Below are 25099 nucleotides of genomic sequence, written 5' to 3'. Positions count from 1 at the left end.
TAGGCCTGCCGCCAGCGTTCAATCTGAGCCATGATCAAACTCTTCAGTTCAATACTGCTTGGGTTTTGAGAAAACCCTAAACTTGGCTCAGCAATCTCAAATGACTTACTTTCAAATCTTTCGATTTTTCGTGTAGCCACTTGTGATGCTGATAATCTTTTTGACTATCAGTCTGAGCTCACAAGCACCCACACGAATTGCTTGATTCAGTTGTTAAAGAGCGGTTGGTTAAGAGCTTTTCGCCTCAACCGAGGCGCGCATTCTACGCTTTCCTCAGAGCCTGTCAAGCGTTTATTTTGAAGTTTTTCAGATGCTTTCGATTAAAAAGCCTTTCAACTTCAACCACTTGACTCGCTGCGATCTCTCGTCAGCGGGAGGCGAATTCTACAGCGTTTCAAACCGCTGTCAACAGCCTTTTTCACCGCTGTCGATCTTTCGATCGAAGCCCTTCCGGATAACCCTGGAACCACTAACTCTTTGAAACTCAAGGAGTTTTCAGTTCCGACTGCGCCGGAAGTGGGGCGAATTATAGACAGATCCACAGGGGCGTCAAGGACTTATTTCAACTTTGTTTCAGCGGCGGCGTTTTAGCTATAAGCCACAAGCTTCAAGCTGCAAGTAAAAGCAGAGGCACCGCGCTCAACTTGTAGCTTGCAGCTTATAGCTTGAAGCTTTAGACCACCTTGGCCACCCGCAGACGCTCGATCTCCGATGCCGCCAAGCCAAGCACTTCGCCCAGGATCTGCTCAGTATGCTCCCCCAGCAACGGCGGTGCATGGCGATACTCCACCGGCGTCTCGGACAGGCGAATCGGGCTGGCCACCTGCGGCACCTGCCCGGCCAGCGGGTGAGGCATCTCGATAGCCAGGCCCCGCGCCTTGACCTGCGGATCGGCAAACATCTGCGCCAGGTCGTTGATCGGCCCGCACGGCACACCCGCCCGCTCCAACTGCGCGACCCATTCAGCGGTGGTCTTGAACACCGTGGCCTGGCGGATCAGCGGGATCAGCTCGGCACGGTTGGCAACCCGCTGCTTATTAGTAGTAAAGCGCGGATCGTCTGCCCATTGCGGCTGGCCAGCCACTTCGGCGAACTTGCGGAACTGCCCGTCGTTGCCCACGGTGAGGATGAAGTCGCCGTCGGCAGTAGGGAAATCCTGGTAAGGCACGATGTTGGGATGAGCATTGCCCAGACGCCGCGGTGGCGTGCCGGTGGTGAGGTAGTTCATGGCCTGGTTGGCCAGGCAGGCAACCTGCACGTCGAGCAGCGCCATATCGATGTGCTGGCCGCCGCCATCGCGGTCACGATGGGCGAGGGCGGCCAGGATCGCCACGGCCGAGTACAGCCCGGTGAGGATGTCGGTCAGCGCGACACCGACTTTCACCGGCCCCGCACCTTCTTCACCTTCCGGCCGGCCGGTCAGGCTCATCAGCCCGCCCAGGCCCTGGATCATGAAGTCATAGCCGGCGCGCTTGGCGTAGGGCCCGGTCTGACCAAAGCCGGTGACCGAGCAATAGACCAGGCGCGGGTTGATCGCCTTCAGGCTTTCATAGTCCAGCCCATAGGCAGCCAAGCCACCAACCTTGAAGTTCTCGATCAGCACATCCGACTTCGCTGCCAGCTCGCGCACCAGGCGCTGGCCCTCGGGCTGGGTGAAGTCGATGGTCAGCGAACGCTTGTTGCGGTTGGCCGCCAGGTAGTAGGCAGCCTCGCTGGTGTTCTCGCCGTAGGCGTCCTTAAGGAAGGGCGGCCCCCAGGCGCGCGTATCATCGCCGCTGCCCGGGCGCTCGACCTTGATCACTTCGGCGCCGAGGTCGGCGAGTATCTGCCCGGACCAGGGCCCGGCCAGCACTCGCGACAGATCCAGCACCCGCAGATGAGATAGCGCGCCCATGGCTGGCTCCTTATTAATAGAAGGACTGGATGCCGGTCTGTGCGCGACCAAGGATCAGCGCGTGCACGTCATGGGTACCTTCATAGGTGTTGACCACCTCAAGGTTGACCAGGTGACGGGCAACGCCGAACTCGTCCGAGATACCGTTGCCACCCAGCATGTCGCGAGCCATACGGGCGATGTCCAGGGCCTTGCCGCAGGAGTTGCGCTTCATGATCGAAGTGATTTCGACCGCAGCGGTACCTTCGTCCTTCATCCGGCCCAGGCGCAGGCAGCCTTGCAGGGCCAGGGTGATTTCTGTCTGCATGTCGGCCAGCTTCTTCTGGATCAGCTGGTTGGCTGCCAGCGGGCGACCGAACTGCTTACGGTCCAGGGTGTATTGGCGCGCGGTGTGCCAGCAGGCCTCGGCGGCGCCCAGGGCACCCCAGGAAATGCCATAACGCGCAGAGTTCAGGCAGGTGAACGGACCTTTGAGGCCGCGCACATCCGGGAAGATGTTCTCTTCGGGGACAAACACGTTGTCCATGACGATTTCGCCGGTGATCGAGGCGCGCAGGCCGACCTTGCCGTGAATCGCCGGGGCGCTCAGGCCCTGCCAGCCTTTCTCCAGGACGAAACCACGAATGTCGCCGGCATCATCCTTGGCCCAGACCACGAACACGTCGGCGATCGGGCTGTTGGTAATCCACATCTTGCTGCCGCTCAGGCGATAGCCCCCGTCGACCTTCTTGGCGCGGGTGATCATCGAGCCCGGATCGGAGCCGTGGTCGGGTTCGGTCAGGCCGAAACAGCCGATCCACTCGCCGCTGGCAAGCTTGGGCAGGTACTTCTGCTTTTGTGCCTCGGTACCGAATTCGTTGATCGGCACCATGACCAGCGACGACTGCACGCTCATCATTGAACGGTAGCCGGAGTCGATACGCTCCACTTCCCGGGCAATCAGGCCGTAGCACACGTAGTTCAGGCCGCTGCCGCCGTACTGCTCGGGAATGGTCGCGCCCAACAGGCCGACTTCGCCCATCTCGCGGAAGATCGCCGGGTCGGTCTGCTCGTGACGGAACGCTTCCAGCACGCGCGGAGCCAGCTTGTCCTGGGCGAACTGATAAGCGCTGTCACGCACCATGCGCTCTTCTTCAGTGAGCTGTTGGTCGAGCAACAGCGGGTCGATCCAGTTGAAGCTTGCTTTACCGGCCATGAGCGAATCCTCGAGAAATGGGACCAGAGTTGTTGTGCCTTGATCCTAGGCCCGTTCAGGCGACGAGACAAACGAGGATTGCGCATGCTCTTGTGATAATTTCTCACTTCGTAATGGCCCTAAAGGCCATCTTTACGCCATATTAGTGAGGTTGATGTACATGCGGCGCAAGATCCCCAGTACGGCGGCCCTGGTCTGCTTCGAGGCTGCAGCCCGCCACGAGAGCTTTACCAAGGCTTCCCAGGAGCTATCCCTGACCCAGGGCGCCGTATGTCGGCAAATCGCCGGGCTCGAGGAGTTTCTCAATGTCGAATTGTTTCGCCGCTCCCGCCGCGGGGTGAAGCTCACCGAAGCCGGGCTTTCCTATAGCCGCCGGGTCGCCACCCAGCTGGACGCAGTGGAGCGCGACACCCTGTCGGTAATGGGCCAGCAGGGCGCCAACGTCATCGAACTGGCGGTGGTACCGACATTCGGCACCCAATGGCTGCTGCCACGGCTCAAGGACTTTCAGCAGCGCCACCCCGAGGTCACGGTCAACCTGACCAACCGCACCCGGCCATTCCTGTTCGCCGATACCAGCTTCGACGCGGCGATCTACTTCGGTGATGCCGACTGGTCGGGCACCGAGTCCCATCGGCTGATGGGCGAGAACCCCGTGCCGGTGTGCAGCCCGGCGTTGCTTGGCAATAACAAGCAGCTCACGGGCGAGCAGATCGCCCAGTTGCCGCTGCTGCAACAGACCACCCGGCCCTATGCCTGGCGTCAGTGGTTCAACAGCCTGGAGATGAATGTCGCCCGCGACATGACCGGCCCGCGCTATGAGCTATTCTCGATGTTGGCACAGGCCGCCATGCACGAGATGGGCGTGGCGCTGATTCCGCCCTTCCTGATCCAGCGCGAACTGGCAGAAGGGCGCCTGGTGGTGGCCAGCCCGCACGCGCTGTCGAGCATCAAGGCGTATTACCTGATGATCCCCGAGCGCAAGGTGGAATCGGCTTCGCTGCGCGCTTTCCGCGACTGGCTGGTGGGAGAGGCGAGCCGCTACGCCGCAGCGCATAAGGACGACAGCTATAACTTGACCCCGTAGTCAGCAAAACTGAAACCCTACAGATATAAGGAAATGTCGCATTTAGGCCAACTGTTTCAGAGGCCCTCACAAAAGCCCTTAACCCTGCTGTTTATGCGGCCTTCACAGCATAAATCGCGCTTTTAGCCAGGCATTCAGCAAATTCGGCGGAAAATTTTCAAATTTTACCGTAATCTCCCTGAAGCCCGCGCTTGGCGGGCTCCAGGCCTGTTATTGCGACATTCGGTCACAGGGTGACTTGTAGTTTGATTGCCGTCACCCTTCAAAACTGGTTGAAGCGATTCAGGAATCACCTGCAAAATGCCGCGCCCCGCTTGAATTCGGCGGGATCGTGCTGATCGGCCGCCCCAGCGCACCATCCGCAGTGCACTGGTTTACCAACAAAAGATCACGCAGGAGAAATGACGTGCACATTGGTGTTCCTCTCGAAACGCAGACGGGCGAAACACGGGTTGCTGCAACCCCGGAAACCATCAAGAAACTGATTGGCCAGGGGCATCAGGTCACCGTCCAGAGCGGCGCCGGCATCAACGCCAGCGTTCCGGACAGTGCCTATGAAGCAGCAGGCGCCACTATTGGCAGCGCTGCCGATGCGTTTGGAGCTCAGCTGGTTCTGAAGGTTGTAGCCCCTGACGATAGCGAACTGGCCCAGATCAAGAGCGGCACTGTCCTGGTGGGCATGCTCAATCCGTTCAATAACGAAACCATCGCCAAGATGGCCGAGTGCGGCATTACCGCCTTTGCCCTCGAAGCTGCGCCGCGCACCTCGCGAGCCCAGAGCCTCGATGTGTTGTCGTCGCAGGCAAACATTGCCGGTTACAAGGCGGTGTTGCTCGCGGCTCACCACTATCCGCGCTTCATGCCGATGTTGATGACCGCTGCCGGTACCGTTAAGGCCGCGCGCGTGCTGATCCTCGGCGCCGGTGTCGCCGGGCTGCAGGCCATCGCCACGGCCAAGCGCCTGGGTGCGGTGATCGAAGCCTCGGACGTGCGTCCGGCAGTGAAGGAGCAGATCGAGTCGCTGGGTGCCAAGTTCATCGACGTCCCTTACGAGACCGATGAAGAGCGCGAGTGCGCCGAAGGTGTCGGCGGTTACGCCCGGCCCATGCCGGCCAGCTGGATGCAGCGCCAGGCCCTGGCGGTGCACGAGCGCGCCAAGCAGGCCGATATCGTCATTACCACCGCACTGATCCCCGGCCGCAAGGCACCCACCTTGCTCAGCGCCGAAACCGTGGCGCAGATGAAACCCGGCTCGGTGGTCATCGACCTCGCCGCAGCCCAGGGTGGCAACTGCCCGCTGACCGTCGCCGACCAGGTGGTGGTGGAGCAGGGCGTGACCATCGTCGGCCCGACCAACCTGCCAGCCCAGGTCGGCGCCGATGCCTCGGCCCTGTACGCACGCAACCTGCTCGACTTCATGAAGCTGCTGTTCGACAAGGACGGCGCGCTGACGATCAACCTCGAAGACGACATCGTCGCCGCGTGCCTGATGTGCCGCGACGGCCAGGTCATCCGCAAGAACGGATAAGGAGCCAGACAATGGAAGACATGCTGATCTCTCACGGCGTCTATAACCTGATCATCTTCGTGCTGGCGATCTATGTCGGTTACCACGTGGTCTGGAACGTCACCCCTGCACTGCACACCCCGTTGATGGCGGTCACCAACGCCATCTCCGCCATCGTCATCGTCGGCGCCATGCTGGCCGCCGCGCTGACCGTCACACCGCTGGGCAAGACCATGGGCACCCTCGCGGTGGCCCTGGCGGCGGTCAACGTATTCGGCGGTTTCCTCGTCACCCGGCGCATGCTGGAGATGTTCAAGAAGAAAGCCCCAAGCAAGGGCGCAGCGAAGCAAGAGGGGCAGAAGTAAACATGAGCATGAACCTGGTAACACTTCTCTACCTTGTCGCCTCGGTATGCTTCATCCAGGCGCTCAAGGGTCTGTCGCACCCGACCACGTCGCGGCGCGGCAACCTGTTCGGCATGCTCGGCATGGCCCTGGCGGTGATCACCACCATCGGCCTCATCTATAAGCTCGGAGCTGAACTGGCCACCGATGGTATCGGCTACGTCATTGTCGGCCTGCTGGTCGGCGGTACTGCCGGCTCGATCATGGCCAAGCGCGTTGAAATGACCAAGATGCCCGAGCTGGTCGCCTTCATGCACAGCATGATCGGTCTGGCCGCGGTGTTCATCGCCATTGCCGCAGTGGTCGAGCCGCAATCGCTGGGCATCGTCGCCAGTATCAGCGACCCGATCCCTAGCGGTAACCGCCTGGAACTGTTCCTCGGTGCCGCCATTGGTGCGATCACCTTCTCAGGTTCCGTCATTGCATTCGGCAAGCTCTCGGGCAAGTACAAGTTCCGTCTGTTCCAGGGCGCACCGGTACAGTTCAGCGGACAGCACAAACTGAACCTGGTACTCGGCCTTGCCACCATCGGCCTGGGCCTGGTGTTCACGTTCACCGGCAGCTACAGCGCCTTTGCCCTGATGCTGATCCTGGCGTTCATCATGGGCGTGCTGATCATCATCCCGATTGGCGGCGCCGACATGCCGGTGGTGGTGTCGATGCTCAACAGCTACTCGGGCTGGGCGGCAGCAGGTATCGGCTTCTCGCTGAACAACTCGATGCTGATCATTGCCGGCTCCCTGGTCGGTTCGTCCGGTGCGATCCTCTCGTACATCATGTGCAAGGCGATGAACCGCTCGTTCTTCAACGTGATCCTCGGCGGTTTCGGCGGCGCGGCAGAAGCGGCCGGCCCGGCGGGCGCCAAGGAAGCCCGCCCGGTGAAATCCGGTTCGGCCGACGATGCGACCTTCCTGCTCAGCAACGCCGACACCGTGATCATCGTCCCCGGCTACGGCCTGGCGGTGGCCCGTGCCCAGCACGCACTGAAAGAGCTGACCGAGAAGCTGACCCACAACGGCGTGACCGTGAAGTACGCGATCCACCCGGTGGCGGGGCGCATGCCCGGGCACATGAACGTACTGCTGGCCGAAGCCGAAGTGCCATACGACCAGGTGTTCGAGATGGACGACATCAACTCCGAGTTCGGCCAGGCCGACGTGGTGCTGGTACTTGGCGCCAACGACGTGGTCAACCCGGCAGCGAAGAACGATCCGAAGTCGCCGATTGCCGGCATGCCGATCCTCGAGGCCTTCAAGGCCAAGACCATCATCGTCAACAAGCGCTCGATGGCCAGCGGCTACGCCGGCCTGGATAACGAACTGTTCTATCTGGACAAGACCATGATGGTCTTCGGCGACGCCAAGAAGGTCATCGAAGACATGGTCAAAGCGGTCGAATAAGCCGTTCAACCTGCTGTGACAAATAGCCCCAGCGCGGTACCGGCTGGGGCTTTTTCATGCCCGGCCCGCCGACAGAAGGCTCTATTTCAGGGCTTCGCATTCGACCTTGGTCGCGGGACGAAGCCAGGCGAAAACACTAGACTGCGCATCTAGCTTTAGTAGCCCGAGATAACAATCCATGTACCGTGATCGTATCCGCTTGTCCTCCCTGCACAGCAAGGTAATGAGTGCGGCTGATGCCGCTGGCCTGATCGAGGACGGCATGACCGTCGGCATGAGCGGTTTTACCCGTGCCGGTGAAGCCAAGGCCGTGCCCCATGCACTGGCCGAGCGCGCCAAGCAGTCGCCCCTGAAAATCAGCCTGATGACCGGCGCAAGCCTGGGCAACGACCTCGACAAACAGCTGACCGAGGCCGGTGTACTGGCCCGTCGCATGCCGTTCCAGGTCGACAGCACCCTGCGCAAGGCCATCAACGACGGCAAGGTCATGTTCATCGACCAACACCTGTCGGAAACCGTCGAGCAGCTGCGCAACCAGCAGCTCAAGCTGCCGGACATCGCGGTCATCGAAGCGGTCGCCATCACCGAGCAAGGCCACATTGTGCCGACCACTTCGGTGGGCAACTCGGCCAGCTTCGCGATTTTCGCCAAACAGGTGATCGTCGAGATCAACCTGGCGCACAACGCCAACCTGGAAGGCCTGCACGACATCTATATCCCGACCTACCGCCCGACCCGTACGCCGATCCCGCTGGTAAAAGTCGATGACCGCATCGGCAGCACCGCGATCCCGATCGACCCGGCCAAGATTGTCGGTATCGTCATCACCGAGCAGCCGGACTCGCCGTCCACCGTGCTGCCGCCAGACGACGAAACCCAGGGCATCGCCAACCACCTGATCAACTTCCTCAAGCAGGAAGTCGACGCCGGGCGCATGACCAACAAGCTCGGTCCGCTGCAGGCCGGTATCGGCAGCATTGCCAACGCGGTGATGTGCGGCCTGATCGACTCGCCGTTCGAAGACCTGACCATGTACTCCGAAGTACTGCAGGACTCGACCTTCGACCTGATCGACGCCGGCAAGCTGAGCTTCGCTTCGGGCAGCTCGATCACCCTGTCGACCCGCCGCAACGCCGACGTCTTCGGTAACCTGGAGCGCTACAAGGACAAACTGGTCCTGCGCCCGCAGGAAATTTCAAACCACCCTGAAGTGGTCCGCCGCCTGGGCATCATCGGCATCAACACTGCCCTTGAGTTCGACCTGTACGGCAACGTCAACTCCACGCACGTCTGCGGCACGCGGATGATGAACGGCATCGGTGGCTCGGGCGACTTCGCCCGCAACGCGCACCTGGCGATCTTCGTCACCAAGTCGATTGCCAAGGGCGGGGCGATTTCCAGCGTGGTGCCGATGGTCAGCCACGTCGACCACACCGAGCACGACGTCGACATCCTCGTCACCGAGCAGGGCCTGGCTGACCTGCGTGGCCTGGCACCACGCGAACGTGCCCGGGTGATCATCGACAACTGTGTGCACCCGGATTACCGCGACGCGCTGAACGACTACTTCACCCGTGCTTGCGAACGCGGCGGCCACACGCCGCACATCCTGCGCGAAGCCCTGGCCTGGCACGAAAACCTGGAAGAAACCGGGCGCATGCTCGCCAGCTGACCTGCACAGTAACCGGCCGGTTGTGCGCAATGCCAACCGGCCGGACAACTGATTTATTTATTTTGGCAAAAACTGTTCTACTGTACCGGTGGTTTCACCACCATTTTCCGCCCTCTTGTCCCTTCTCCGAGCAGAAATGCACCATTTCAGTGCCGACCAGTACAGTTGCGCCTATTCCGAGTGCAACAGTCGCTTAAAACAGTTAACTGGCCCATCACAATGCAGGTGAACTGTATCTACTGTTATGGACGGCAGAGGAGGATCATTGGCATCAGTTAAATCACTACCTAATGCCGCCACAAGCGGAAGGATGACATCATGGAACGTACCCTCAGTTCCGATCTGGTTTTCGAAAACACCGCCGAACAATCCAAGGCCTCGCTGCCACTGCGCCTGCTGGCCAACCTGATGCTGTGGCAACGCCGTATTGCCAGCCGCCACCAACTGGCTCGCCTGGACTCGCGTCTGCTGGCTGATGCCGGTATCAGCGAAGCACAACGCTACGAAGAGCTGAGCAAGCCTTTCTGGCGTTAATGCAGGGCTCGCCGGCCAAGGCCGGCACCTCGAATTCCCCAAAACCCGTCGCAGGTGACTGCTGACGGGTTTTGTCGTTTAAAGGCCCGAGATAGAGCGGCTGACACCACGACAGGTACAGTTATACATTTAATCAATATGACCGGTACAGTTGATAAATCTTGCGACGAGGTGGTCCAAGCCTCAGGTTCCTATCGCGTGATACCCTTAGCGTACCCAGCTTGGTAATAAGTAGCGCAACAAGCTGAGCGTGCGTCTGACATAAGAACCACCAAAAAGCCTATCCAGGAGATCGACCATGTTCCATTCACGCTTGTTTGGCGCCGCGCTGCTGCTGGCCCTGGCTTCCACTGCCAACGCCACCAGCTTTGTCGTCACCACCGATACCGTCGTTCGTGGCGTCGCCGCCTCCACTGATGCCACCTCCGATGTGTCGTCCTCGTTCCGTGACGACAAGATCGTCCAGGCCGCCCGTGACGACGCCGCCAGCTTCGTTGCCAGCCACGGTGACATCCGCGGCGCGAAACTGGAGAGCGCTTTCGCCCACATTCGCCAGCAGACCCCAACCCTGCAGGCCAGCGACGCTCAACTGGCACAGGCCATCCTGGCGCTCTGAAGCACTCGCTTCCGGCCCATGCATGTAACAACGTGCAACTAAGCCGGGCCCTCTGCGCTGGTCCTCACCAGCGCATTGGGATAGCCTTTGCCGCCTGATTCAGCTGCCGTTCGAGACCCATGCGTTATCTGTCATTGCTGTTGCTCGTATTCTGCTGGAGCGGTGCCGCCCAGGCGCTGGACCTGACCACCAACAACCTTGTCGTCAGTGGTTACGTCACCAGCAAAGTGACGTCGGCGCCCTTCGATCGCAAACTGCTGCTGGCCGCCCATGACGATGCCGCTGCCTTTGTGGGCAGCGACGGTCAATGGCGGGGCGCTCGCCTTGAGGCTGCACTGGACCGGCTGCGCCAGGCCAACCCGGAACTTCATGCCAGCGACCTTGAACTGGCGCAGGCAATTCTCGTCCAATGATTACTTCTGTTTTCCCGGAGATGCTCCATGCGTAACCCGCTGATTGCCGCCACCCTTGGCCTTCTGCTGCTGGCCGATGTGGCCCAGGCACAAACCCTGGTGGCCACCAGCAACATCATCGTTCGCGCCTTCGGCCGCTCGATCGACTTCACCTCCGACACCACTACTTCGATTCGCGATTCCAAAGTCGTGCGCGAAGCCCGCGACGATGCCGCCAGCTATGTCGCCAGCCGTGGCGAGATCCGTGGCGCACAACTCGAAGCCGCCTTCGATACCCTGCGCCAGCGTGTTCCTGAAGCACGCCAGGCCAGTGACCAGGTCCTGGCTGAAGCCATTCTCGCTCTGTGAAGCCGGTGCGTGCCTGGCTGCTGGGTTGCCTGCTGATACTGTTCGGCAGCCCGGCACTGGCCGACCTGCAGCTGGTGCTGCAGGCCGATGACTTGAACCCGCAGCAACAGCGGGCCAGCCAGGCATTGCTGGACGAAGCCCTGCAGGCACTGCCGCCGAGCTTCAAGACCCGCCTTGACCGACGCATCCAGGTCAGCTGGAGCAGCCGCATGCCGGCCGACGCCTACGGCCAGGCATCGCTGGTCTCCACCCTGGAGCTCAATAGCCGCCTGCTGCCGGGCCTTGCCGATGGCAGCGCCGCCACGCAGAAGACCGGCCGCCCCCACGGCACCGTACGCCAGGAGTTGTTGGCCACCGTCCTGCATGAGCTGACCCACATCTATGACCGCGCCCGCCTGTGGCAGGGTGCGCAACGTCGGCTAATCACCCAGTGCACCCGACAGCAGAACAGCCAGGGCAAAGTCGGCCTGCCCGAACAGTGCCGTGGCCAGACCGAACGCCGTTTTACCCTCAGTGACGACCCGCGCCTGCTCGACCTGGCTGGCTGGCCGCAATATGTCGGCCGTCGTGGCGAGCGCGAACAGCACAACCGCCAGGTGGCACGCAGCCCCGACAGCTATGAGCTGAGCAGCCCCAAGGAATTCATTGCGGTCAACATGGAGTACTTCCTGCTCGACCCAAGCTTTGCCTGCCGCCGCCCGGCCTTGCAGGCTTACCTGAAGGAGCATTTCGACTGGGCGCCCGAGCATCCGCCATGCCCGAGCGCATTGCCGTTCCTCAACGCCGGCAATGACTTTGCCAAATCGCCGCTGGGCGAGATCGACCCCGAGCGGGTCTATGCCGTGGATTACCTGCTGGCCGAAGCCAACCAGAACTGGGTCAGCCGCTGGGGCCACAGCATGCTGCGCCTGGTGATCTGCGCCCCAGGGCGCCCGCGCGGGCCGGACTGCCGCCTGGACCTGGACCAGCACCTGGTGCTGTCGTACCGGGCGTTCGTCAATGATGTGCAGCTGTCGAGCTGGGACGGTTTGACCGGTGCCTACCCGTCGCGGCTGTTCGTGTTGCCACTGGCCCAGGTCATCGACGAATACACCAAGACTGAACTGCGCAGCCTCGCCTCTATCCCGCTCAGGCTCAACCGTAACGAACTGGAAAGCCTGGTACGGCAGGCCGCCGAGATGCACTGGAGCTACGACGGCAACTATTACTTCCTGTCCAACAACTGCGCGGTCGAAACCCTCAAGCTATTGCGTAGCGGCACCGCCAACCCACGCCTGAACAATCTGGACAGCATCGTTCCCAATGGCTTGCTCGAAGTACTCGAAGGCCGCGGCCTGGCTGACGTCAGCGTGCTCGACGACCCGCGCGAGGCGCTACGCCTGGGTTACCGCTTCGACTCCTACCGCGACCGCTACCAGGCGATGTTCCTGGTACTGAAGCAGCAGCTGCCGATCAAGCAGGACAGCGTCGAAGCCTGGCTGGAACAATCTGCCGAACAACGCCAGCAGTGGTTTGCCCAAGCCGACCTGCGCACCAGCGCGGCGTTGCTGCTATTGGAGCAAGCCAGCCTGCGCCGCCAGCTGTTGCTGGCCCAGGACGAGGTCAAGCAGCGCTACTTGACCGGGCGGGAGCTCAATGACGCCAGCGTCGGCAAGGCTAACAACACCCTGCAGCAGATTCTCGCCAACAGCGGTTTTCTCAGCCGCCCGGCGGAACTGCTGGGCAGCAGTGGCTACGGTTTGCCCCAGGCCAGTGAGCGGGAAAAGCTGCTGAGTGAAACCAGCCAGCGGCAAAAACAGCTGCAAACCCTCAGCGCCGAACTCGACAAGGAGGTGCGCGCCTTGCTCGGCCCGACACGCGCGGCTGAAATCAAAGCGGTCGAGGCCAACATCAAGCAGGTGGGCGAACATTTGCGCGCACTGCACAAGGCCGGCGGCGGTCTGCAACTGCCCTGATCACAGGGTTTCGCCATGCTCTTCAGGCAACTGTTCATCCAGGTGCAGCCAGGACAGGCGGCTGTCGATCCAGATGTGCCGGTTGGGCGGCGCCAGCTCCGGCTGGTCGAGCGTCGTCACGGTGACGTCGATGCTCTGCGGGCTCAGATCAGTGGTCAAGGCCACATGGGCACCGCAACGACTGCAAAAATATCGCACGCAACTGGCCGATGAGTCATAGCGTTGCGGCGTACCACTCAACCACTGGAAATCATCACAGTTCACCGTCAACCAGGTGATCAACAAGCCACCACTGACCCGCCGGCAAACCGAGCAATGGCAGTGGGCAACATCCGTCAACGGGCCTTGAATCCGGTAGCGCAGGGCGCCGCAATGGCAGCCGCCTTCGTACGAATCGCGCATCGCTCCCTCCTGTTACCTATTGGCTTACAGCCAACAATGCACCTCTCGTCGGCTTTGGGCCAGCGAAAGCTGGCTGAAAGCTTCCCGCCTTAGGATTGCCTCCACTACCGGCACCAGACCGGTCAGCCAGGGCCCTGTGTCTTTCATACAGCGCCCGGCCCAATTAACAACAACAATGGTGATACTGATGCTTTCCTACGACCGCCTCCCTGCAGCCATCCCTCCGCTATTCCACGCGCCGCGCCCCGCGCGCTGATCCGCCCGAATCGTTCTTCCTTCGACGCGCTACGCCTGGAGTACTCCCATGCTGACCTTCCTCGGCTTCGCCATGGTCATCACCTTCATGTACCTGATCATGACCAAGCGCCTGTCGGCCTTGATCGCGCTGATTCTGGTACCGATTCTTTTCGCCCTGTTCGGCGGTTTTTCCGCCAAGATCGGCCCAATGATGCTCGAAGGCATCAGCAAACTGGCGCCGACCGGGGTCATGCTGATGTTCGCTATCCTGTATTTCGCCCTGATGATCGACTCCGGCCTGTTTGACCCGGCCGTACGCAAGATCCTCAAGCTGGTCAAAGGCGACCCGCTGAAAGTCTCGGTCGGCACGGCAGTGCTGGCCCTGGTAGTGTCGCTGGACGGCGACGGCGCCACCACCTACATGATCTGCGTGGCGGCCATGCTGCCGCTGTACAGCCGCCTGGGCATGAGCCCGCGGATCATGGCCGGCCTGATCATCCTCGCCGGCGGCATCATGAACATGACCCCCTGGGGTGGCCCGACCGCTCGCGCCGCCAGTGCCTTGCATGTCGACCCGTCGGATATCTTCGTACCGATGATCCCGGCCATGCTCGCCGGTGTCGTCGCCCTGCTGGCCATTGCCTACATGTACGGCAAGCGTGAGCGCGCTCGCCTGGGCGAACTGCATCTGCCGGGCGATGAAATCGATCACAGTGAAATCAGCGTCTCGCAGTTCCCGGATGCCCGCCGTCCCAAACTGCTGTGGTTCAACGGCGTCCTGACCGCCTTGCTGATGGTCTCGCTGATCATGGGCCTGTTGCCGCTGCCGGTGCTGTTCATGATCGCCTTCAGTATCGCGATGATCGTCAACTACCCGTGCCTGCAACAGCAGAAGGACCGCATCGCCGCCCATGCCGGCAGCGTCCTGGCGGTGACCGGCCTGATTTTCGCCGCCGGTATCTTCACCGGTATCCTCTCCGGCACCGGCATGGTCGACGCCATGTCCAAAAGCCTGCTGGCGGTCATCCCGGATGCGCTGGGCCCTTATCTGGCGGTGATCACGGCGATCGTGAGCATGCCGTTCACCTTCTTCATGTCCAACGACGCCTTCTACTACGGGGTATTGCCGGTGCTGTCGGAAGCGGCCAGCCATTACGGCATCTCGCCTGTTGAGATGGCCCGCGCGTCGATCGTCGGCCAACCCGTGCATCTGCTCAGCCCGCTGGTACCCTCTACCTACCTGTTGGTGGCCCTGGCCGGCATTGAGTTCGGCGATCATCAGCGCTTCACCCTGAAGTGGGCAGTGCTGGTCTGCCTGTGCATAATGCTCGCCGCGCTGCTCATGGGAATTTTCCCCCTGTTCAGTAGCCTATAAGACAACAGAATCACCTAACCGTAGCCGCGCCCCATTGCCTGGGGCGTTCTGCTTACATCGTTCGAAGGAATACACATGGAATGGCTGACCAGCCCAGAAATCTGGGTTGCCTTTTTTACTCTGACGGCGCTTGAGATCGTTCTCGGTATCGACAACATCATCATGATCTCGATCCTGGTCAGCCGCATGCCCAAGCACATGCAGCAGCGCACTCGGATCTTCGGCCTGGCACTGGCCATGGTCACCCGGATCCTCCTGCTGCTGTCGATCACCTGGGTAATGCGCCTGACCGCCGATCTGTTCGTAGTGTTCGACCAGGGCATTTCCGGGCGCGACCTGATCCTGTTCTTCGGCGGCCTGTTCCTCTTGTGGAAAAGCTCTCAGGAGATTTACCACGGCCTGGAAGGTGAAGACGAAACCAGCGACGAGCCAAGCGGCGCCGGCGGCAAGTTCTTCTACACCATCATCCAGATCGCGATCATCGACATCGTCTTCTCCCTGGACTCGGTGATCACTGCCGTGGGCATGGTTTCCCACGTACCGGTGATGATCGCGGCGATTATCGTCGCCGTGCTGGTGATGATGCTCTGTGCCGGCGCCATCAGTAACTTCATCGACAAGCACCCGTCGCTGAAGATGCTCGCCCTGTCGTTCCTGATCGTGGTCGGTACCGTGCTGATCGCCGAATCCTTCGACGTGCACGTACCGAAAGGCTATGTCTACTTCGCCATGGCGTTCTCGCTGGCAGTCGAAGCGATCAACATCAAGATGCGCACGGCCATGGCCAAGAAAAAGCAACAGAGCGATCCGGTGAAACTTCGCAAGGACATCCCGGGTCAGTAATCCCGGTGCTGTTGAAAAGGGCCCTGCGGGGCCCTTTTTTCATCCAGCTTCATGACAGTGCTGTTTCAAAGCCTGCCGTGGCTATGCGATGCTGGCGCCACGGCCATTGGCCGACTACAGCTTAAGTGGGCACTGGGAAAAACCGCCTGGTAGCAGGACAGGCTCACGGCATCATCCATTTGCCCCACTGGGGCGCATAACAGGGGGCCTTTTCAATGCTGACCCTGCTCAATCTGCTTTCCGCCGTGGCGTTGCTGATCTGGGGCACGCACATCGTGCGTACCGGCATCCTGCGGGTGTATGGCTCGAACCTGCGTCGGGTGCTGAGCCAGAACATGTCCAAGCGGCCGTTGGCCTTTGTCGCCGGTATTCTGGTGACGGCGATGGTGCAAAGCAGCAACGCCACGGCGATGCTGGTGACCTCGTTCGTCGGCCAGAGCCTGATGGGGCTGACCCCGGCGCTGGCGATCATGCTCGGTGCCGACGTCGGTACCGCGCTGATGGCGCGGGTGCTGACATTTGACTTGTCGTGGCTGTCGCCGCTGCTGATCTTTCTCGGGGTGATCTTCTTTCTTTCCCGCAAGCAGACTCGCGCCGGACAAATGGGCCGCGTCGCTATCGGCCTGGGCCTGATCATCCTCGCCCTGCAGCTGATCGTCGAAGCGGCGGCGCCGATCACCCATGCCCAGGGGGTGAAAGTGCTGTTCGCCTCGCTGACCGGCGATATCCTCCTCGATGCCCTTGTCGGCGCCCTGTTTGCACTGATCTCCTACTCGAGCCTGGCCGCCGTGCTGCTCACCGCAACCCTGGCCGGTGCCGAGTTGATCAGCCTGCCGGTGGCCATCGGCCTGGTGATCGGCGCCAACATCGGCAGTGGCCTGCTGGCCTTTCTCAGCACCAGCATGCAGAACGCCGCAGGCCGTCAGGTGGCGCTGGGCAGTTTGCTGTACAAGCTGATCGGCCTGGTGCTGATCATTCCCGTGCTCAATCCGCTGGTGGCGTGGATGGACAGCCTGAGTTTCAGCCCCCAGGAACTGGTCATCGGCTTTCACCTGCTCTACAACACCTTGCGCTGCCTGATCCTGTTGCCGACGGTGACGCCCATGGGCCGCCTGTGCAGCTGGTTACTGCCTGAGCGCGAAGAAGCCAACGGCCGTGCCCGCCCACGGCACCTGGACGCTACCGCGCTGACTACGCCAAGCCTGGCCCTGGCCAACGCGGTACGCGAAACCCTGCGCATGGGCGATCTGGTCGACAGCATGCTCGATGCCATGCTCAATGTGCTGCGCGGCACCCAGACCGCCATGACCCAGCAGATGCGCGCCCTGGGCGAAGACGTCGAGGCCCTGTACAACGCCATCAAGCTGTACCTGGCGCAAATGCCCCGCGAAGACCTCAGCGAGCAGGACAGCCGGCGCTGGGCCGAGATCATTGAGCTGGCGATCAACCTCAAGCTTGCCAGCGACCTGATCGAGCGCATGCTGCGCAAGGTTCAACAGCAGAAGACCTCTCAGCGCCGGGAGTTTTCCGACGTCGGCCTGGAAGAGCTCACCGGTTTGCACAGCCAGTTGCTGGCCAATTTGCGCCTGGGCCTGTCGGTGTTTCTCAGCGCCGATCCGGAAAGCGCCCGCCAGCTGCTGCGGGAAAAACGCCGCTTCCGCGCCCAGGAACGACGCCTGGCCCACGCCCATGTCAGCCGACTGCAACGTAAAGTGGTGCAAAGTATCGAGACCAGCTCATTGCACCTGGAACTGATCGCCGACATGAAACGATTGAACTCCTTGTTCTGCAGCAGTGCCTATGTGGTATTGGGCGGCGCCGATACCGGCGGCCTGCTGCTCGACAGCGTGCCGGACGACGCTCACTCACCCTGACCGCTTCACCTCAAGAACTCCCGCAAGGAAGCTCGCCATGCGTTGCCTGATGTTCATTTGCCTGTTGCTGGGCTGCGCGCCCGGCTTTGCCATCGACCGCTCCCAGGTCGAAGGCTACCTGCTGCCCAATGGCCTGCAGGTGGTGCTCAAGTCGGGTTATGAACGCAGCCATGTGTCGATTCGCCTGGTGGTGGGTGTTGGCTTCGATGACTTCCCCTGCGAGCGCCAGGAGCTGCCGCACTTGCTTGAACACCTGCTGTTCAGCGGCATCGACGACAGCGGCGAGGGCGGCCTGGAAGAACGCATGCAGGCACTGGGCGGGGAGTGGAATGCCTATACCAGCAGTGCCGACACCACCTTCGTCATCGAAGCGCCGGCGCGCAACCAGCGCAAGGTACTCGACCTGCTGCTGGCGGTGATCAACGACACCCGGATCGATGAAAAAGCCCTGGAGCTGTCCAAGCGCATCGTCGAACGTGAAGACGGTGGCCATTACTCGCACCTGCAGCGCTGGCTCGACCGCCAGGACATCGGCCATCGCGCCAGCGACCAACTGGCAGTGGAGCTGGGGCTCAAGTGCGCCGAACGTTCGTCGATCGAGGACATGACCCTGGAAGAGGTCAATGACCTGCGCGAGCACTGGTACGCGGCCAACAACATGACCCTGATCGTTGTCGGCGGCCTCGACCGCCTGCTGCCAGCCTATCTGGAGCGCACCTATGGCGAGCTGCCAGCGGTCGAGCCGGGTGAGCGCCGGGTGCTCGACGGTGTCACGCACAAAGCCGAAGCCCGCCGTGAGTTGACCCGTGGCTGGCTGGGCGACAGTGCGCGCCTGCACTGGCTATTCCTCGAACCGGTACTGGACAACGACCACGGCCAGACCTGGGACCTGCTGCAGCGCTACCTGGACTGGGCGTTGTACGACGAACTGCGGCTCAAGCACGGGTTTTCCTACGGCCCGTTCAGCCAGCGCGAGAGCTTCGGTGACACCGGGCTGATGGTGCTCAATGCCGATCTGGACCGCGCCGATGTCGATGCCGCCGAGCAGGCCCTGGCCGCCATGCTCGAGCGCCTGCGCAAGGATGGCCTGGACCCGGCAACGTTCCAGCGCATCAAACAGGCCGCCATCGACCGCGAAGCCTGGACCACCCAGGGCAACAGCGTCCTGGCCGATTATTACTGGGGGGCGCTGAACGATTACGCCGACGGGCGCTTTGCCGATCCGGTGCGGGCGTTGCGCAGAATCAGCCTGGAAGATGCCAACCGGGCCCTGCAACAGTTACTGGCCGAGCCTGGCTATGTGCGGATCGAGAAGCCGCTGCTCAGTTTTGACGAGCTGTATGGGTGGGTGGCGCTGGCGGTGGGGGTGTTGTTGGCCGGGGTGTTGATCTGGGGGCGGCGGCGTTCCCGCTGAAATCATCGCGGGGCAAGCCCGCTCCTACAGAGTATCCTGTGAAGGTTTTTACCTGACCTTGCGAACACCTTCATGCCTCTTTACCTCCAGCGCCTGATCGAGCTGATCAAGCGCTATCCCGGAGTCATCGCCCTCGGTGGTTTCATTTCCGGTGTCGGCAGCTTCATTCTGGTCGATCGCCAGGAGAGCCTGGCCAGCTGGATCGCCATCGTCATGCTCATCAGCTGGATCTGGCTGATGATGGAGAACACCTTCACCAAGGTCTTCACCAAGGTCTTCAAGCGCGAAATCCCCCAGCCGCTGCTGCGCTACGCGACGCAGATGATCCACCAGGAAAGCCTGTTCTTCGTCCTGCCGTTCTTCTTCGTGACCACCACCTGGAACAGTGGCCAGCTGGTGTTTACCGGCATACTCGCCGCAGCCGGACTGATATCGATCATCGACCCGCTGTACTACAAGTGGCTGGCCCCGCGGCGCTGGCTGTACCTGGCGCTGCATACCCTGACCTTGTTTGCCGCGCTGCTGACCGCGCTGCCAATCATCCTGCACCTGACCACCTCGCAGAGCTTCAAGCTGGCCCTGGGCATCGCCATGCTGCTGTCGTTCCCGAGCCTGGCCAGCAGCTTCCCGATCAGCCACTGGCGCCGTGGGATTGTGCTGGTGGTGATGACCCTGGCCGTCGGTGCCGGCGGCTGGATGCTGCGCTCCTGGGTGCCACCAGCGACCCTGTGGATGACCGAAGTGGCGGTCAGCACCCAGGTCGAGAACCGCACGCCTGGCAAAAGCCTGGAGCAGATCAAAGCCAGTGAAATACGCAGTGGTCTCTACGCCTTTACCGCGATCAAGGCCCCTCGTGGGCTGAACGAGCGGATCTACCATGTCTGGCAATTCGAGGGCAAAGAGGTCGACCGTATCGCCCTGGACATTCATGGCGGGCGCAAGGAAGGCTACCGGGCCTGGACCCACAAGCAGAACTTCCCCGGCAACCCGGTCGGGCGCTGGCAGGTGCGGGTGCTGACCGAAGACGGCCAGGTCATCGGCGTGCTGCGCTTTCGCGTGGTTGACGATGGTCAAGCGCTTGCGGCCGAGTAACGCTATGCTCTGAGGCTGCGAACCGTTGGTCGGACTGCATGGAGCCTATGACTACACACGCCAGCGCCACCCTGGATACTGCAAGCAGCCCGCCACGGCTGCGGATCACCGGTGACTGGACCCTGGCCAACTACGCCAGCCTCAAGCGCAGTAGCGACAGCCTGGCCGGCCAGTATGACCCCTCTACCGAGGTCGATCTCGACCAGCTTGGCAAGCTCGACACCGCCGGTGCGGCTTTGCTGGTCGAGCTGCTCGGTGCCGAGCGCCTGGCGCGGCTGACCGAAACCGCCACACACTTGCCCGCTGCCAGCCAGGCGCTGCTCAAGACTGTGTATTGCTCGGTGCAGGACTTCTGCATCCCGCAAAAGCAGCCGGAACGCTCGGTGCTGATTCAACTGCTCAGCCGTATCGGCCGCGCGGTCGACATCCTGTGGCAAGACACCCTGCAGATCCTCGGCTTCATCGGCCTGATCCTGCAAACCCTGTTCCTGCGTCTGTTCCAGCCCAAGCGCTGGCGGGTTACCTCGGTGGTTGCGCATATCGAACAGACCGGCCTGGACGCCGCGCCCATCGTCGCCTTGCTGACCTTCCTGGTCGGTGCGGTGGTGGCCTTTCTCGGCGCCACGGTGCTGGCCAGCTTTGGTGCCAGCATTTTTACCGTCGACCTGGTGGCGTTCTCGTTCCTGCGTGAATTCGGCGTGCTGCTGACCGCAATCCTGATGGCTGGGCGTACTGCCAGCGCCTTCACCGCGCAAATCGGTTCGATGAAGGCTAATGAGGAGATCGACGCCATCCGCACCCTGGGTCTCGATCCGGTGGAGTTGCTGGTGGTGCCGCGGGTGCTGGCGTTGCTGATCGCGCTACCGTTGCTGACTTTTGTCGCCATGCTCTGCGGCATTATCGGCGGGGCGGTGGTCTGTGCGCTGTCGCTGGGTATCTCGCCGGCGATGTTCCTGTCGCTGCTGCAAAGCGATATCGGTGTGCAGCACTTCCTGGTCGGGCTGGTGAAAGCACCGTTCTTCGCCTTCCTGATCGCTGCCATCGGCTGCCTGGAAGGCTTCAAGGTCAGCGGCAGCGCCGAATCGGTCGGCGCCCACACCACCTCCAGCGTGGTGCAGTCGATCTTCGTGGTGATCGTTCTGGATGCCGTGGCGGCACTGTTTTTCATGGAGATGGGCTGGTGAAAGAGGCCAACGGCAACGCTCGCGGGACGGTGATCGAAGCCCGGGGCATCTGCAACCGCTTCGGCACCCAGAGCGTGCACGAGCAACTCGACCTGGACCTGTACCGCGGCGAAATCCTCGCGGTGGTCGGCGGCTCGGGCAGTGGCAAGTCGGTGTTGCTGCGCAGTATCGTCGGCCTGCGCCGGCCCAACGAAGGCCAGGTGCGGGTGTTCGGCCAGGACCTGAGCAGCGCCAGCGACGAGCAGCGTTCACTGGTCGAGCGGCGATTCGGCGTGCTGTTCCAGAAGGGCGCGTTGTTCTCGTCACTGACCGTCACCGAAAACGTCGCCTTGCCGCTGATCGAGCACGCGGGCCTGAGCCGCGCAGATGCCGAGCACCTGGCCGGGGTCAAGCTGGCCCTGGCCGGGTTGCCGATTTCCGCGGCAGACAAATATCCGTCGTCGCTGTCAGGCGGGATGATCAAGCGCGCGGCGCTGGCCCGGGCGCTGGCCCTGGACCCGGACATCCTGTTTCTCGACGAACCCACCGCCGGCCTTGATCCGATTGGCGCGGCGGCCTTCGACCAGCTCATCCTGACCCTGCGCGACGCCCTGGGCCTGAGCGTGTTCCTGATCACCCACGACCTGGACACCCTCTACACCATCACTGATCGCGTCGCCGTGCTGTCACAGAAAAAGGTGCTGGTTGCCGGGCCCATTGCCCAGGTCGAAGACACCGACGACGCCTGGATTCACGACTACTTTCATGGCCCGCGTGGCCGCGCGGCGTACCAGGCCGCTACAGCGCCCAAGGAGCTCTGAGATGGAAACCCGTGCACATCATGTTTTGATCGGCCTGGTCACCGTACTGGTGGTGGCCGGCGCCATGCTGTTCGGCCTGTGGTTGACCAAGTCCAGCGTCGACAGCACCTTCAAGGACTACGAAGTGGTGTTCAACGAAGCCGTCTCCGGTTTGTCCCGGGGCAGCTCGGTGCAGTACAGCGGCATCAAGGTCGGTGACGTGACCAGCCTGCGCCTGGACCCCAGTGATCCGCGCCGGGTACTGGCCCAGGTGCGCCTGAGCGCCGATACCCCCATCAAGGAGGACACTCAGGCCAAACTGACCCTCACCGGCATCACCGGCACCTCGTTCATCCAGCTCAGCGGTGGTACGCCACAAAGCCCGGAGCTCAAGGGCAAGGATGGCAAACTGCCCGTGATCATCGCCTCACCGTCGCCGATTGCCCGCTTGCTGGATGACGGCAGCGACCTGATGACCAACATCAACGCCCTGGTGCACAACGCCAACGCGTTGTTCTCCCAGGACAACGTCGCCCGCCTGAGCAACACCCTGAACAACCTCGAACAGACCACCGGAGCTTTCAACGACCAGCGTGGCGACATCCGCGAGGCCATCCAGCAACTGGCCCAGGTCGGCAAGCAGGCCGGGGCCATGCTCGAGCAGACCAGCGAACTGATGCGCAACGCCAACGGCCTGCTCAGCAACCAAGGCAAGCAGATGTTCGGCAGCGCAGAGCAAGCCATGCAGTCGCTGGCGCAAAGCACCGCGACCATCAACAGCCTGCTCAATGACAACCGCGAAGCCATCGACGGCGGCGCCCAGGGTTTCAATCAACTGGCGCCGGCAATCCGCGAGCTGCGCGATACCCTGACCTCGCTCAAAGGTATCTCCCAGCGCCTGGAAGCCAACCCCAGCGGCTACCTGCTGGGCCGTGACAAAAACAAGGAGTTCGAGCCATGAGCCATACCTGCCGCTACCTCGTCCTGGCCACTGCGCTGAGCCTGAGCAGCGCCTGCTCGATCCTGCCCCAGGCCGAACCTGCCGACATCTACCGCCTGCCTTCGGCGCAAAGCACCCGGACTGTGCCGCACAGCACGTTGTGGTCGCTGCGGGTGAACAAGCCGATCGCCAGCGATGTCCTGAACAGCCCGCGTATCGCCGTGGTGCCGCAAGGCGACCTGATCAGCAGCTACAAGGGTGCACGCTGGAGCGACCCGGCGCCGACGTTGCTGCGCAATCGCATGCTCGATGCCTTCCAGCGTGACGGCCGGGTGCAGCGCCTCAGCGCCGACGACAGCAACCTGCAAAGCGATTATGAAATTGCCGGTGAACTGCAGGCCTTCCAGAGCGAGTACAGCGCCGATGGCCTGGCGGTGGTGATCCGCTACGACGCGCGCCTGGTGCAGGGCCGCAGCCAGCGCATCCTCGCCAGCCGGCGCTTTGAGGTGCGCCAGCCGGTGAGCGACAAGCAGGTTTCAGCGGTGGTCAGCAGCTTTGGCACGGCCAGCGACCAGTTGATGAAGCAACTGGTCGACTGGACGGTAGTCCAGGCCGGTCAGCTTCAGGCGAAGAACCAGTAGCAGACGAAGATCGCCGCGACCACTCCGGCCAGCTCCGCCAGCAACGCACAGCCTACTGCATGGCGGGCGCGCTGGATGCCGACGGCGCCGAAGTACACTGCCAGCACGTAGAAGGTGGTTTCGGTGCTGCCCTGGATGGTGGCTGCCACCAGGGCCGGGAAGCTATCCACGCCGTGAGTCTGCATGGTTTCGATCAGCATCGCCCGTGCCGCACTGCCGGAAAACGGTTTGACCAGGGCTGTGGGCAGGCCTTCGACAAAGCGGGTATCCCAGCCCAGCCACTCGACCGCATGACGGATGCCATCCAGAGCCAGCTCCAGAGCCCCTGAGGCGCGCAGCACGCCGACGGCGCAGAGCATGGCAACCAGATAGGGCAACAGGCTCTTGGCGACGTCAAAGCCCTCCTTGGCGCCTTCCACGAAGGTTTCATAGACCTTCACCCGCTTCAGCGCACCGATCACCAAAAACAGGATGATCAGGCCGAACAACGTCAGGTTGCCGAGAATCGATGACAGGCTCGCCAGCGCCGTGGCCGACAGGGTGCCGAGAAAGGCCATGAACCCGCCCAGCAGCAGGGCGCCCGGGATCAGGTAAGCCAGCACTACCGGGTCCCATAGCCGAAGTCGCTGCATCACCGCCACCGACAACAGGCCGACCAGGGTCGAGGCGCTGGTGGCGAGCAGGATCGGCAGGAACACCAGGGTCGGGTCCATTGCCCCTTGCTGGGCGCGGTACATGAAGATGGTCACCGGCAGCAGGGTCAGCGAGGAAGCATTGAGCACCAGGAAGAGGATCTGCGCGTTGCTGGCGGTCGTGGAGCTGGGGTTGAGTTCCTGCAGTGCGCGCATGGCCTTGAGGCCGATGGGCGTAGCGGCGTTGTCCAGGCCCAGGCCGTTGGCGGCGAAGTTGAGGGTAATCAGGCCCAGGGCCGGATGGCCGGGCGGGACTTCCGGCATCAGCCGGGCGAACAACGGGCCGAGGACCTTGGCCAGCCACTCGACCACGCCGGCCTTTTCGGCAATCTTCAAAAAGCCCAGCCACAGGGTCAGGGTGCCGAACAGCAGGACCATGACCTCGACCGAGAGCTTGGCCATGGCAAAGATGCTTTCGACCATTGCCGCGAAGATCCCGGCGTTACCGCCCACCAACCATTGTGTCAGTGCCGAGACGGCGGCGACCAAGAAAAAACCAAGCCAAAGGCCGTTGAGCATCCGTTGTTCCCCCCAAAGATGGCGCAAATGATAGCGGGCCGGGTTGGCTTCGCGCCATAAACGTCGACTCAGGCACCGTCTC

23 protein-coding genes are annotated in these 25099 nt (G+C 62.0%); 19 read left to right on the top strand and 4 right to left on the bottom strand.

Annotation, left to right across the window (positions count from 1 at the left end; translation table 11 throughout):
- Window positions 1-673: 673 nt before the first annotated feature.
- Both JV241A_RS27365 and JV241A_RS27360 read right to left on the bottom strand, forming a co-directional pair.
- Window positions 674-1894, bottom strand: a complete 1221-nt coding sequence (locus JV241A_RS27365) for a CaiB/BaiF CoA-transferase family protein (protein ID WP_134065338.1) — start codon at window positions 1892-1894, stop codon at window positions 674-676.
- A 13-nt stretch (window positions 1895-1907) separates the two neighbouring features.
- Window positions 1908-3089 carry an acyl-CoA dehydrogenase gene (locus JV241A_RS27360; RefSeq protein WP_010222582.1) on the bottom strand — a complete coding sequence of 394 codons (1182 nt, stop codon included), beginning with the start codon at window positions 3087-3089 and terminating at the stop codon, window positions 1908-1910.
- Between the two features lie 160 nt (window positions 3090-3249).
- Here JV241A_RS27360 and JV241A_RS27355 point away from each other — a divergent pair, with 160 nt between their 5' ends.
- From JV241A_RS27355 to JV241A_RS27310, 10 genes are all read left to right on the top strand, one after another.
- The gene (locus JV241A_RS27355) at window positions 3250-4176 is read left to right on the top strand and encodes a LysR family transcriptional regulator (protein ID WP_115084991.1); all 927 of its coding nucleotides are present in this window, start codon (window positions 3250-3252) and stop codon (window positions 4174-4176) included.
- Window positions 4177-4582: 406 nt separating this feature from the next.
- The gene (locus JV241A_RS27350; protein WP_038997785.1) at window positions 4583-5704 is read left to right on the top strand and encodes a Re/Si-specific NAD(P)(+) transhydrogenase subunit alpha; all 1122 of its coding nucleotides are present in this window, start codon (window positions 4583-4585) and stop codon (window positions 5702-5704) included.
- An 11-nt stretch (window positions 5705-5715) separates the two neighbouring features.
- Complete coding sequence (locus JV241A_RS27345; protein WP_115084418.1) at window positions 5716-6048, top strand: NAD(P) transhydrogenase subunit alpha; 333 nt, start codon at window positions 5716-5718, stop codon at window positions 6046-6048.
- 2 nt (window positions 6049-6050) lie between these two features.
- Entirely contained in the window at window positions 6051-7487 is a 1437-nt protein-coding gene (locus JV241A_RS27340; protein ID WP_115084419.1) for an NAD(P)(+) transhydrogenase (Re/Si-specific) subunit beta, read from the top strand.
- A gap of 178 nt (window positions 7488-7665) precedes the next feature.
- On the top strand, window positions 7666-9159 hold the full coding sequence (locus tag JV241A_RS27335) for an acetyl-CoA hydrolase/transferase family protein (protein ID WP_134065336.1): 1494 nt from the start codon (window positions 7666-7668) through the stop codon (window positions 9157-9159).
- A gap of 318 nt (window positions 9160-9477) precedes the next feature.
- Window positions 9478-9693 (top strand): DUF1127 domain-containing protein, encoded by a 216-nt coding sequence (locus JV241A_RS27330; protein WP_010222590.1) that lies wholly within the window; start codon window positions 9478-9480, stop codon window positions 9691-9693.
- 298 nt (window positions 9694-9991) lie between these two features.
- Window positions 9992-10309 carry a DUF2388 domain-containing protein gene (locus JV241A_RS27325; protein WP_010222591.1) on the top strand — a complete coding sequence of 106 codons (318 nt, stop codon included), beginning with the start codon at window positions 9992-9994 and terminating at the stop codon, window positions 10307-10309.
- Window positions 10310-10428: 119 nt separating this feature from the next.
- The gene (locus JV241A_RS27320) at window positions 10429-10722 is read left to right on the top strand and encodes a DUF2388 domain-containing protein (RefSeq protein WP_115084421.1); all 294 of its coding nucleotides are present in this window, start codon (window positions 10429-10431) and stop codon (window positions 10720-10722) included.
- A 27-nt stretch (window positions 10723-10749) separates the two neighbouring features.
- Window positions 10750-11070, top strand: a complete 321-nt coding sequence (locus JV241A_RS27315; RefSeq protein WP_010222593.1) for a DUF2388 domain-containing protein — start codon at window positions 10750-10752, stop codon at window positions 11068-11070.
- Entirely contained in the window at window positions 11067-13025 is a 1959-nt protein-coding gene (locus tag JV241A_RS27310; protein WP_134065334.1) for a DUF4105 domain-containing protein, read from the top strand. Before JV241A_RS27315 ends, JV241A_RS27310 begins: the two co-directional genes overlap by 4 nt.
- Here the strand turns inward: JV241A_RS27310 and JV241A_RS27305 are convergent, their stop codons facing one another.
- A complete protein-coding gene (locus JV241A_RS27305; RefSeq protein ID WP_115084423.1) occupies window positions 13026-13427 on the bottom strand; it encodes a GFA family protein in 402 nt (133 codons plus the stop codon).
- A 304-nt stretch (window positions 13428-13731) separates the two neighbouring features.
- Between JV241A_RS27305 and JV241A_RS27300 the strand changes: the two genes are divergently transcribed.
- The 9 genes from JV241A_RS27300 to JV241A_RS27260 all read left to right on the top strand — a co-directional run bounded on the left by JV241A_RS27300 (window position 13732) and on the right by JV241A_RS27260 (window position 23806).
- A complete protein-coding gene (locus JV241A_RS27300) occupies window positions 13732-15039 on the top strand; it encodes a CitMHS family transporter (protein ID WP_115084424.1) in 1308 nt (435 codons plus the stop codon).
- Window positions 15040-15114: 75 nt separating this feature from the next.
- Window positions 15115-15882, top strand: coding sequence for a TerC family protein (locus JV241A_RS27295; protein WP_115084425.1), 768 nt, complete (start codon window positions 15115-15117; stop codon window positions 15880-15882).
- Window positions 15883-16097: 215 nt separating this feature from the next.
- The gene (locus JV241A_RS27290; protein ID WP_134065332.1) at window positions 16098-17756 is read left to right on the top strand and encodes a Na/Pi cotransporter family protein; all 1659 of its coding nucleotides are present in this window, start codon (window positions 16098-16100) and stop codon (window positions 17754-17756) included.
- 37 nt (window positions 17757-17793) lie between these two features.
- Entirely contained in the window at window positions 17794-19170 is a 1377-nt protein-coding gene (locus JV241A_RS27285; RefSeq protein ID WP_134065330.1) for a pitrilysin family protein, read from the top strand.
- A 72-nt stretch (window positions 19171-19242) separates the two neighbouring features.
- Entirely contained in the window at window positions 19243-20262 is a 1020-nt protein-coding gene (locus JV241A_RS27280) for a DUF5924 family protein (RefSeq protein ID WP_134065328.1), read from the top strand.
- Between the two features lie 38 nt (window positions 20263-20300).
- Complete coding sequence (locus JV241A_RS27275) at window positions 20301-21446, top strand: ABC transporter permease (protein ID WP_115084429.1); 1146 nt, start codon at window positions 20301-20303, stop codon at window positions 21444-21446.
- A gap of 29 nt (window positions 21447-21475) precedes the next feature.
- Window positions 21476-22246 (top strand): ATP-binding cassette domain-containing protein, encoded by a 771-nt coding sequence (locus JV241A_RS27270; RefSeq protein WP_166675764.1) that lies wholly within the window; start codon window positions 21476-21478, stop codon window positions 22244-22246.
- 1 nt (window position 22247) lies between these two features.
- Complete coding sequence (locus tag JV241A_RS27265) at window positions 22248-23186, top strand: MlaD family protein (RefSeq protein WP_115084431.1); 939 nt, start codon at window positions 22248-22250, stop codon at window positions 23184-23186.
- Window positions 23183-23806: an ABC-type transport auxiliary lipoprotein family protein gene (locus JV241A_RS27260; protein WP_115084432.1), complete on the top strand. Its 624-nt coding sequence runs from the start codon at window positions 23183-23185 to the stop codon at window positions 23804-23806. The genes JV241A_RS27265 and JV241A_RS27260 overlap by 4 nt, the downstream gene beginning before the upstream one ends.
- Here JV241A_RS27260 and JV241A_RS27255 read toward each other — a convergent pair.
- Complete coding sequence (locus tag JV241A_RS27255) at window positions 23788-25017, bottom strand: spore maturation protein (protein WP_115084433.1); 1230 nt, start codon at window positions 25015-25017, stop codon at window positions 23788-23790. The two genes, JV241A_RS27260 and JV241A_RS27255, sit on opposite strands and share 19 nt — an antisense overlap.
- Between the last annotated feature and the right edge of the window lie 82 nt (window positions 25018-25099).

It is taken from the genome of Pseudomonas sp. JV241A (assembly GCF_900275665.1).
GTDB lineage: Bacteria > Pseudomonadota > Gammaproteobacteria > Pseudomonadales > Pseudomonadaceae > Aquipseudomonas > Aquipseudomonas wadenswilerensis.
Note: the sequence above shows the minus strand (reverse complement) of the source record. Positions and strands in the feature narration are given on the sequence as shown.

Coding starts and splice junctions, on each gene's coding strand:
- JV241A_RS27320 (WP_115084421.1), top strand. CDS start 10,429: ATGCGTTATCTGTCATTGCTGTTGCTCGTATTCTGCTGGAGCGGTGCC.
- JV241A_RS27360 (WP_010222582.1), bottom strand. CDS start 3,089: ATGGCCGGTAAAGCAAGCTTCAACTGGATCGACCCGCTGTTGCTCGAC.
- JV241A_RS27260 (WP_115084432.1), top strand. CDS start 23,183: ATGAGCCATACCTGCCGCTACCTCGTCCTGGCCACTGCGCTGAGCCTG.
- JV241A_RS27295 (WP_115084425.1), top strand. CDS start 15,115: ATGGAATGGCTGACCAGCCCAGAAATCTGGGTTGCCTTTTTTACTCTG.
- JV241A_RS27330 (WP_010222590.1), top strand. CDS start 9,478: ATGGAACGTACCCTCAGTTCCGATCTGGTTTTCGAAAACACCGCCGAA.
- JV241A_RS27265 (WP_115084431.1), top strand. CDS start 22,248: ATGGAAACCCGTGCACATCATGTTTTGATCGGCCTGGTCACCGTACTG.
- JV241A_RS27275 (WP_115084429.1), top strand. CDS start 20,301: ATGGAGCCTATGACTACACACGCCAGCGCCACCCTGGATACTGCAAGC.
- JV241A_RS27335 (WP_134065336.1), top strand. CDS start 7,666: ATGTACCGTGATCGTATCCGCTTGTCCTCCCTGCACAGCAAGGTAATG.
- JV241A_RS27305 (WP_115084423.1), bottom strand. CDS start 13,427: ATGCGCGATTCGTACGAAGGCGGCTGCCATTGCGGCGCCCTGCGCTAC.
- JV241A_RS27280 (WP_134065328.1), top strand. CDS start 19,243: ATGCCTCTTTACCTCCAGCGCCTGATCGAGCTGATCAAGCGCTATCCC.
- JV241A_RS27355 (WP_115084991.1), top strand. CDS start 3,250: ATGCGGCGCAAGATCCCCAGTACGGCGGCCCTGGTCTGCTTCGAGGCT.
- JV241A_RS27255 (WP_115084433.1), bottom strand. CDS start 25,017: ATGCTCAACGGCCTTTGGCTTGGTTTTTTCTTGGTCGCCGCCGTCTCG.
- JV241A_RS27345 (WP_115084418.1), top strand. CDS start 5,716: ATGGAAGACATGCTGATCTCTCACGGCGTCTATAACCTGATCATCTTC.
- JV241A_RS27285 (WP_134065330.1), top strand. CDS start 17,794: ATGCGTTGCCTGATGTTCATTTGCCTGTTGCTGGGCTGCGCGCCCGGC.
- JV241A_RS27290 (WP_134065332.1), top strand. CDS start 16,098: ATGCTGACCCTGCTCAATCTGCTTTCCGCCGTGGCGTTGCTGATCTGG.
- JV241A_RS27300 (WP_115084424.1), top strand. CDS start 13,732: ATGCTGACCTTCCTCGGCTTCGCCATGGTCATCACCTTCATGTACCTG.
- JV241A_RS27325 (WP_010222591.1), top strand. CDS start 9,992: ATGTTCCATTCACGCTTGTTTGGCGCCGCGCTGCTGCTGGCCCTGGCT.
- JV241A_RS27315 (WP_010222593.1), top strand. CDS start 10,750: ATGCGTAACCCGCTGATTGCCGCCACCCTTGGCCTTCTGCTGCTGGCC.
- JV241A_RS27365 (WP_134065338.1), bottom strand. CDS start 1,894: ATGGGCGCGCTATCTCATCTGCGGGTGCTGGATCTGTCGCGAGTGCTG.
- JV241A_RS27340 (WP_115084419.1), top strand. CDS start 6,051: ATGAGCATGAACCTGGTAACACTTCTCTACCTTGTCGCCTCGGTATGC.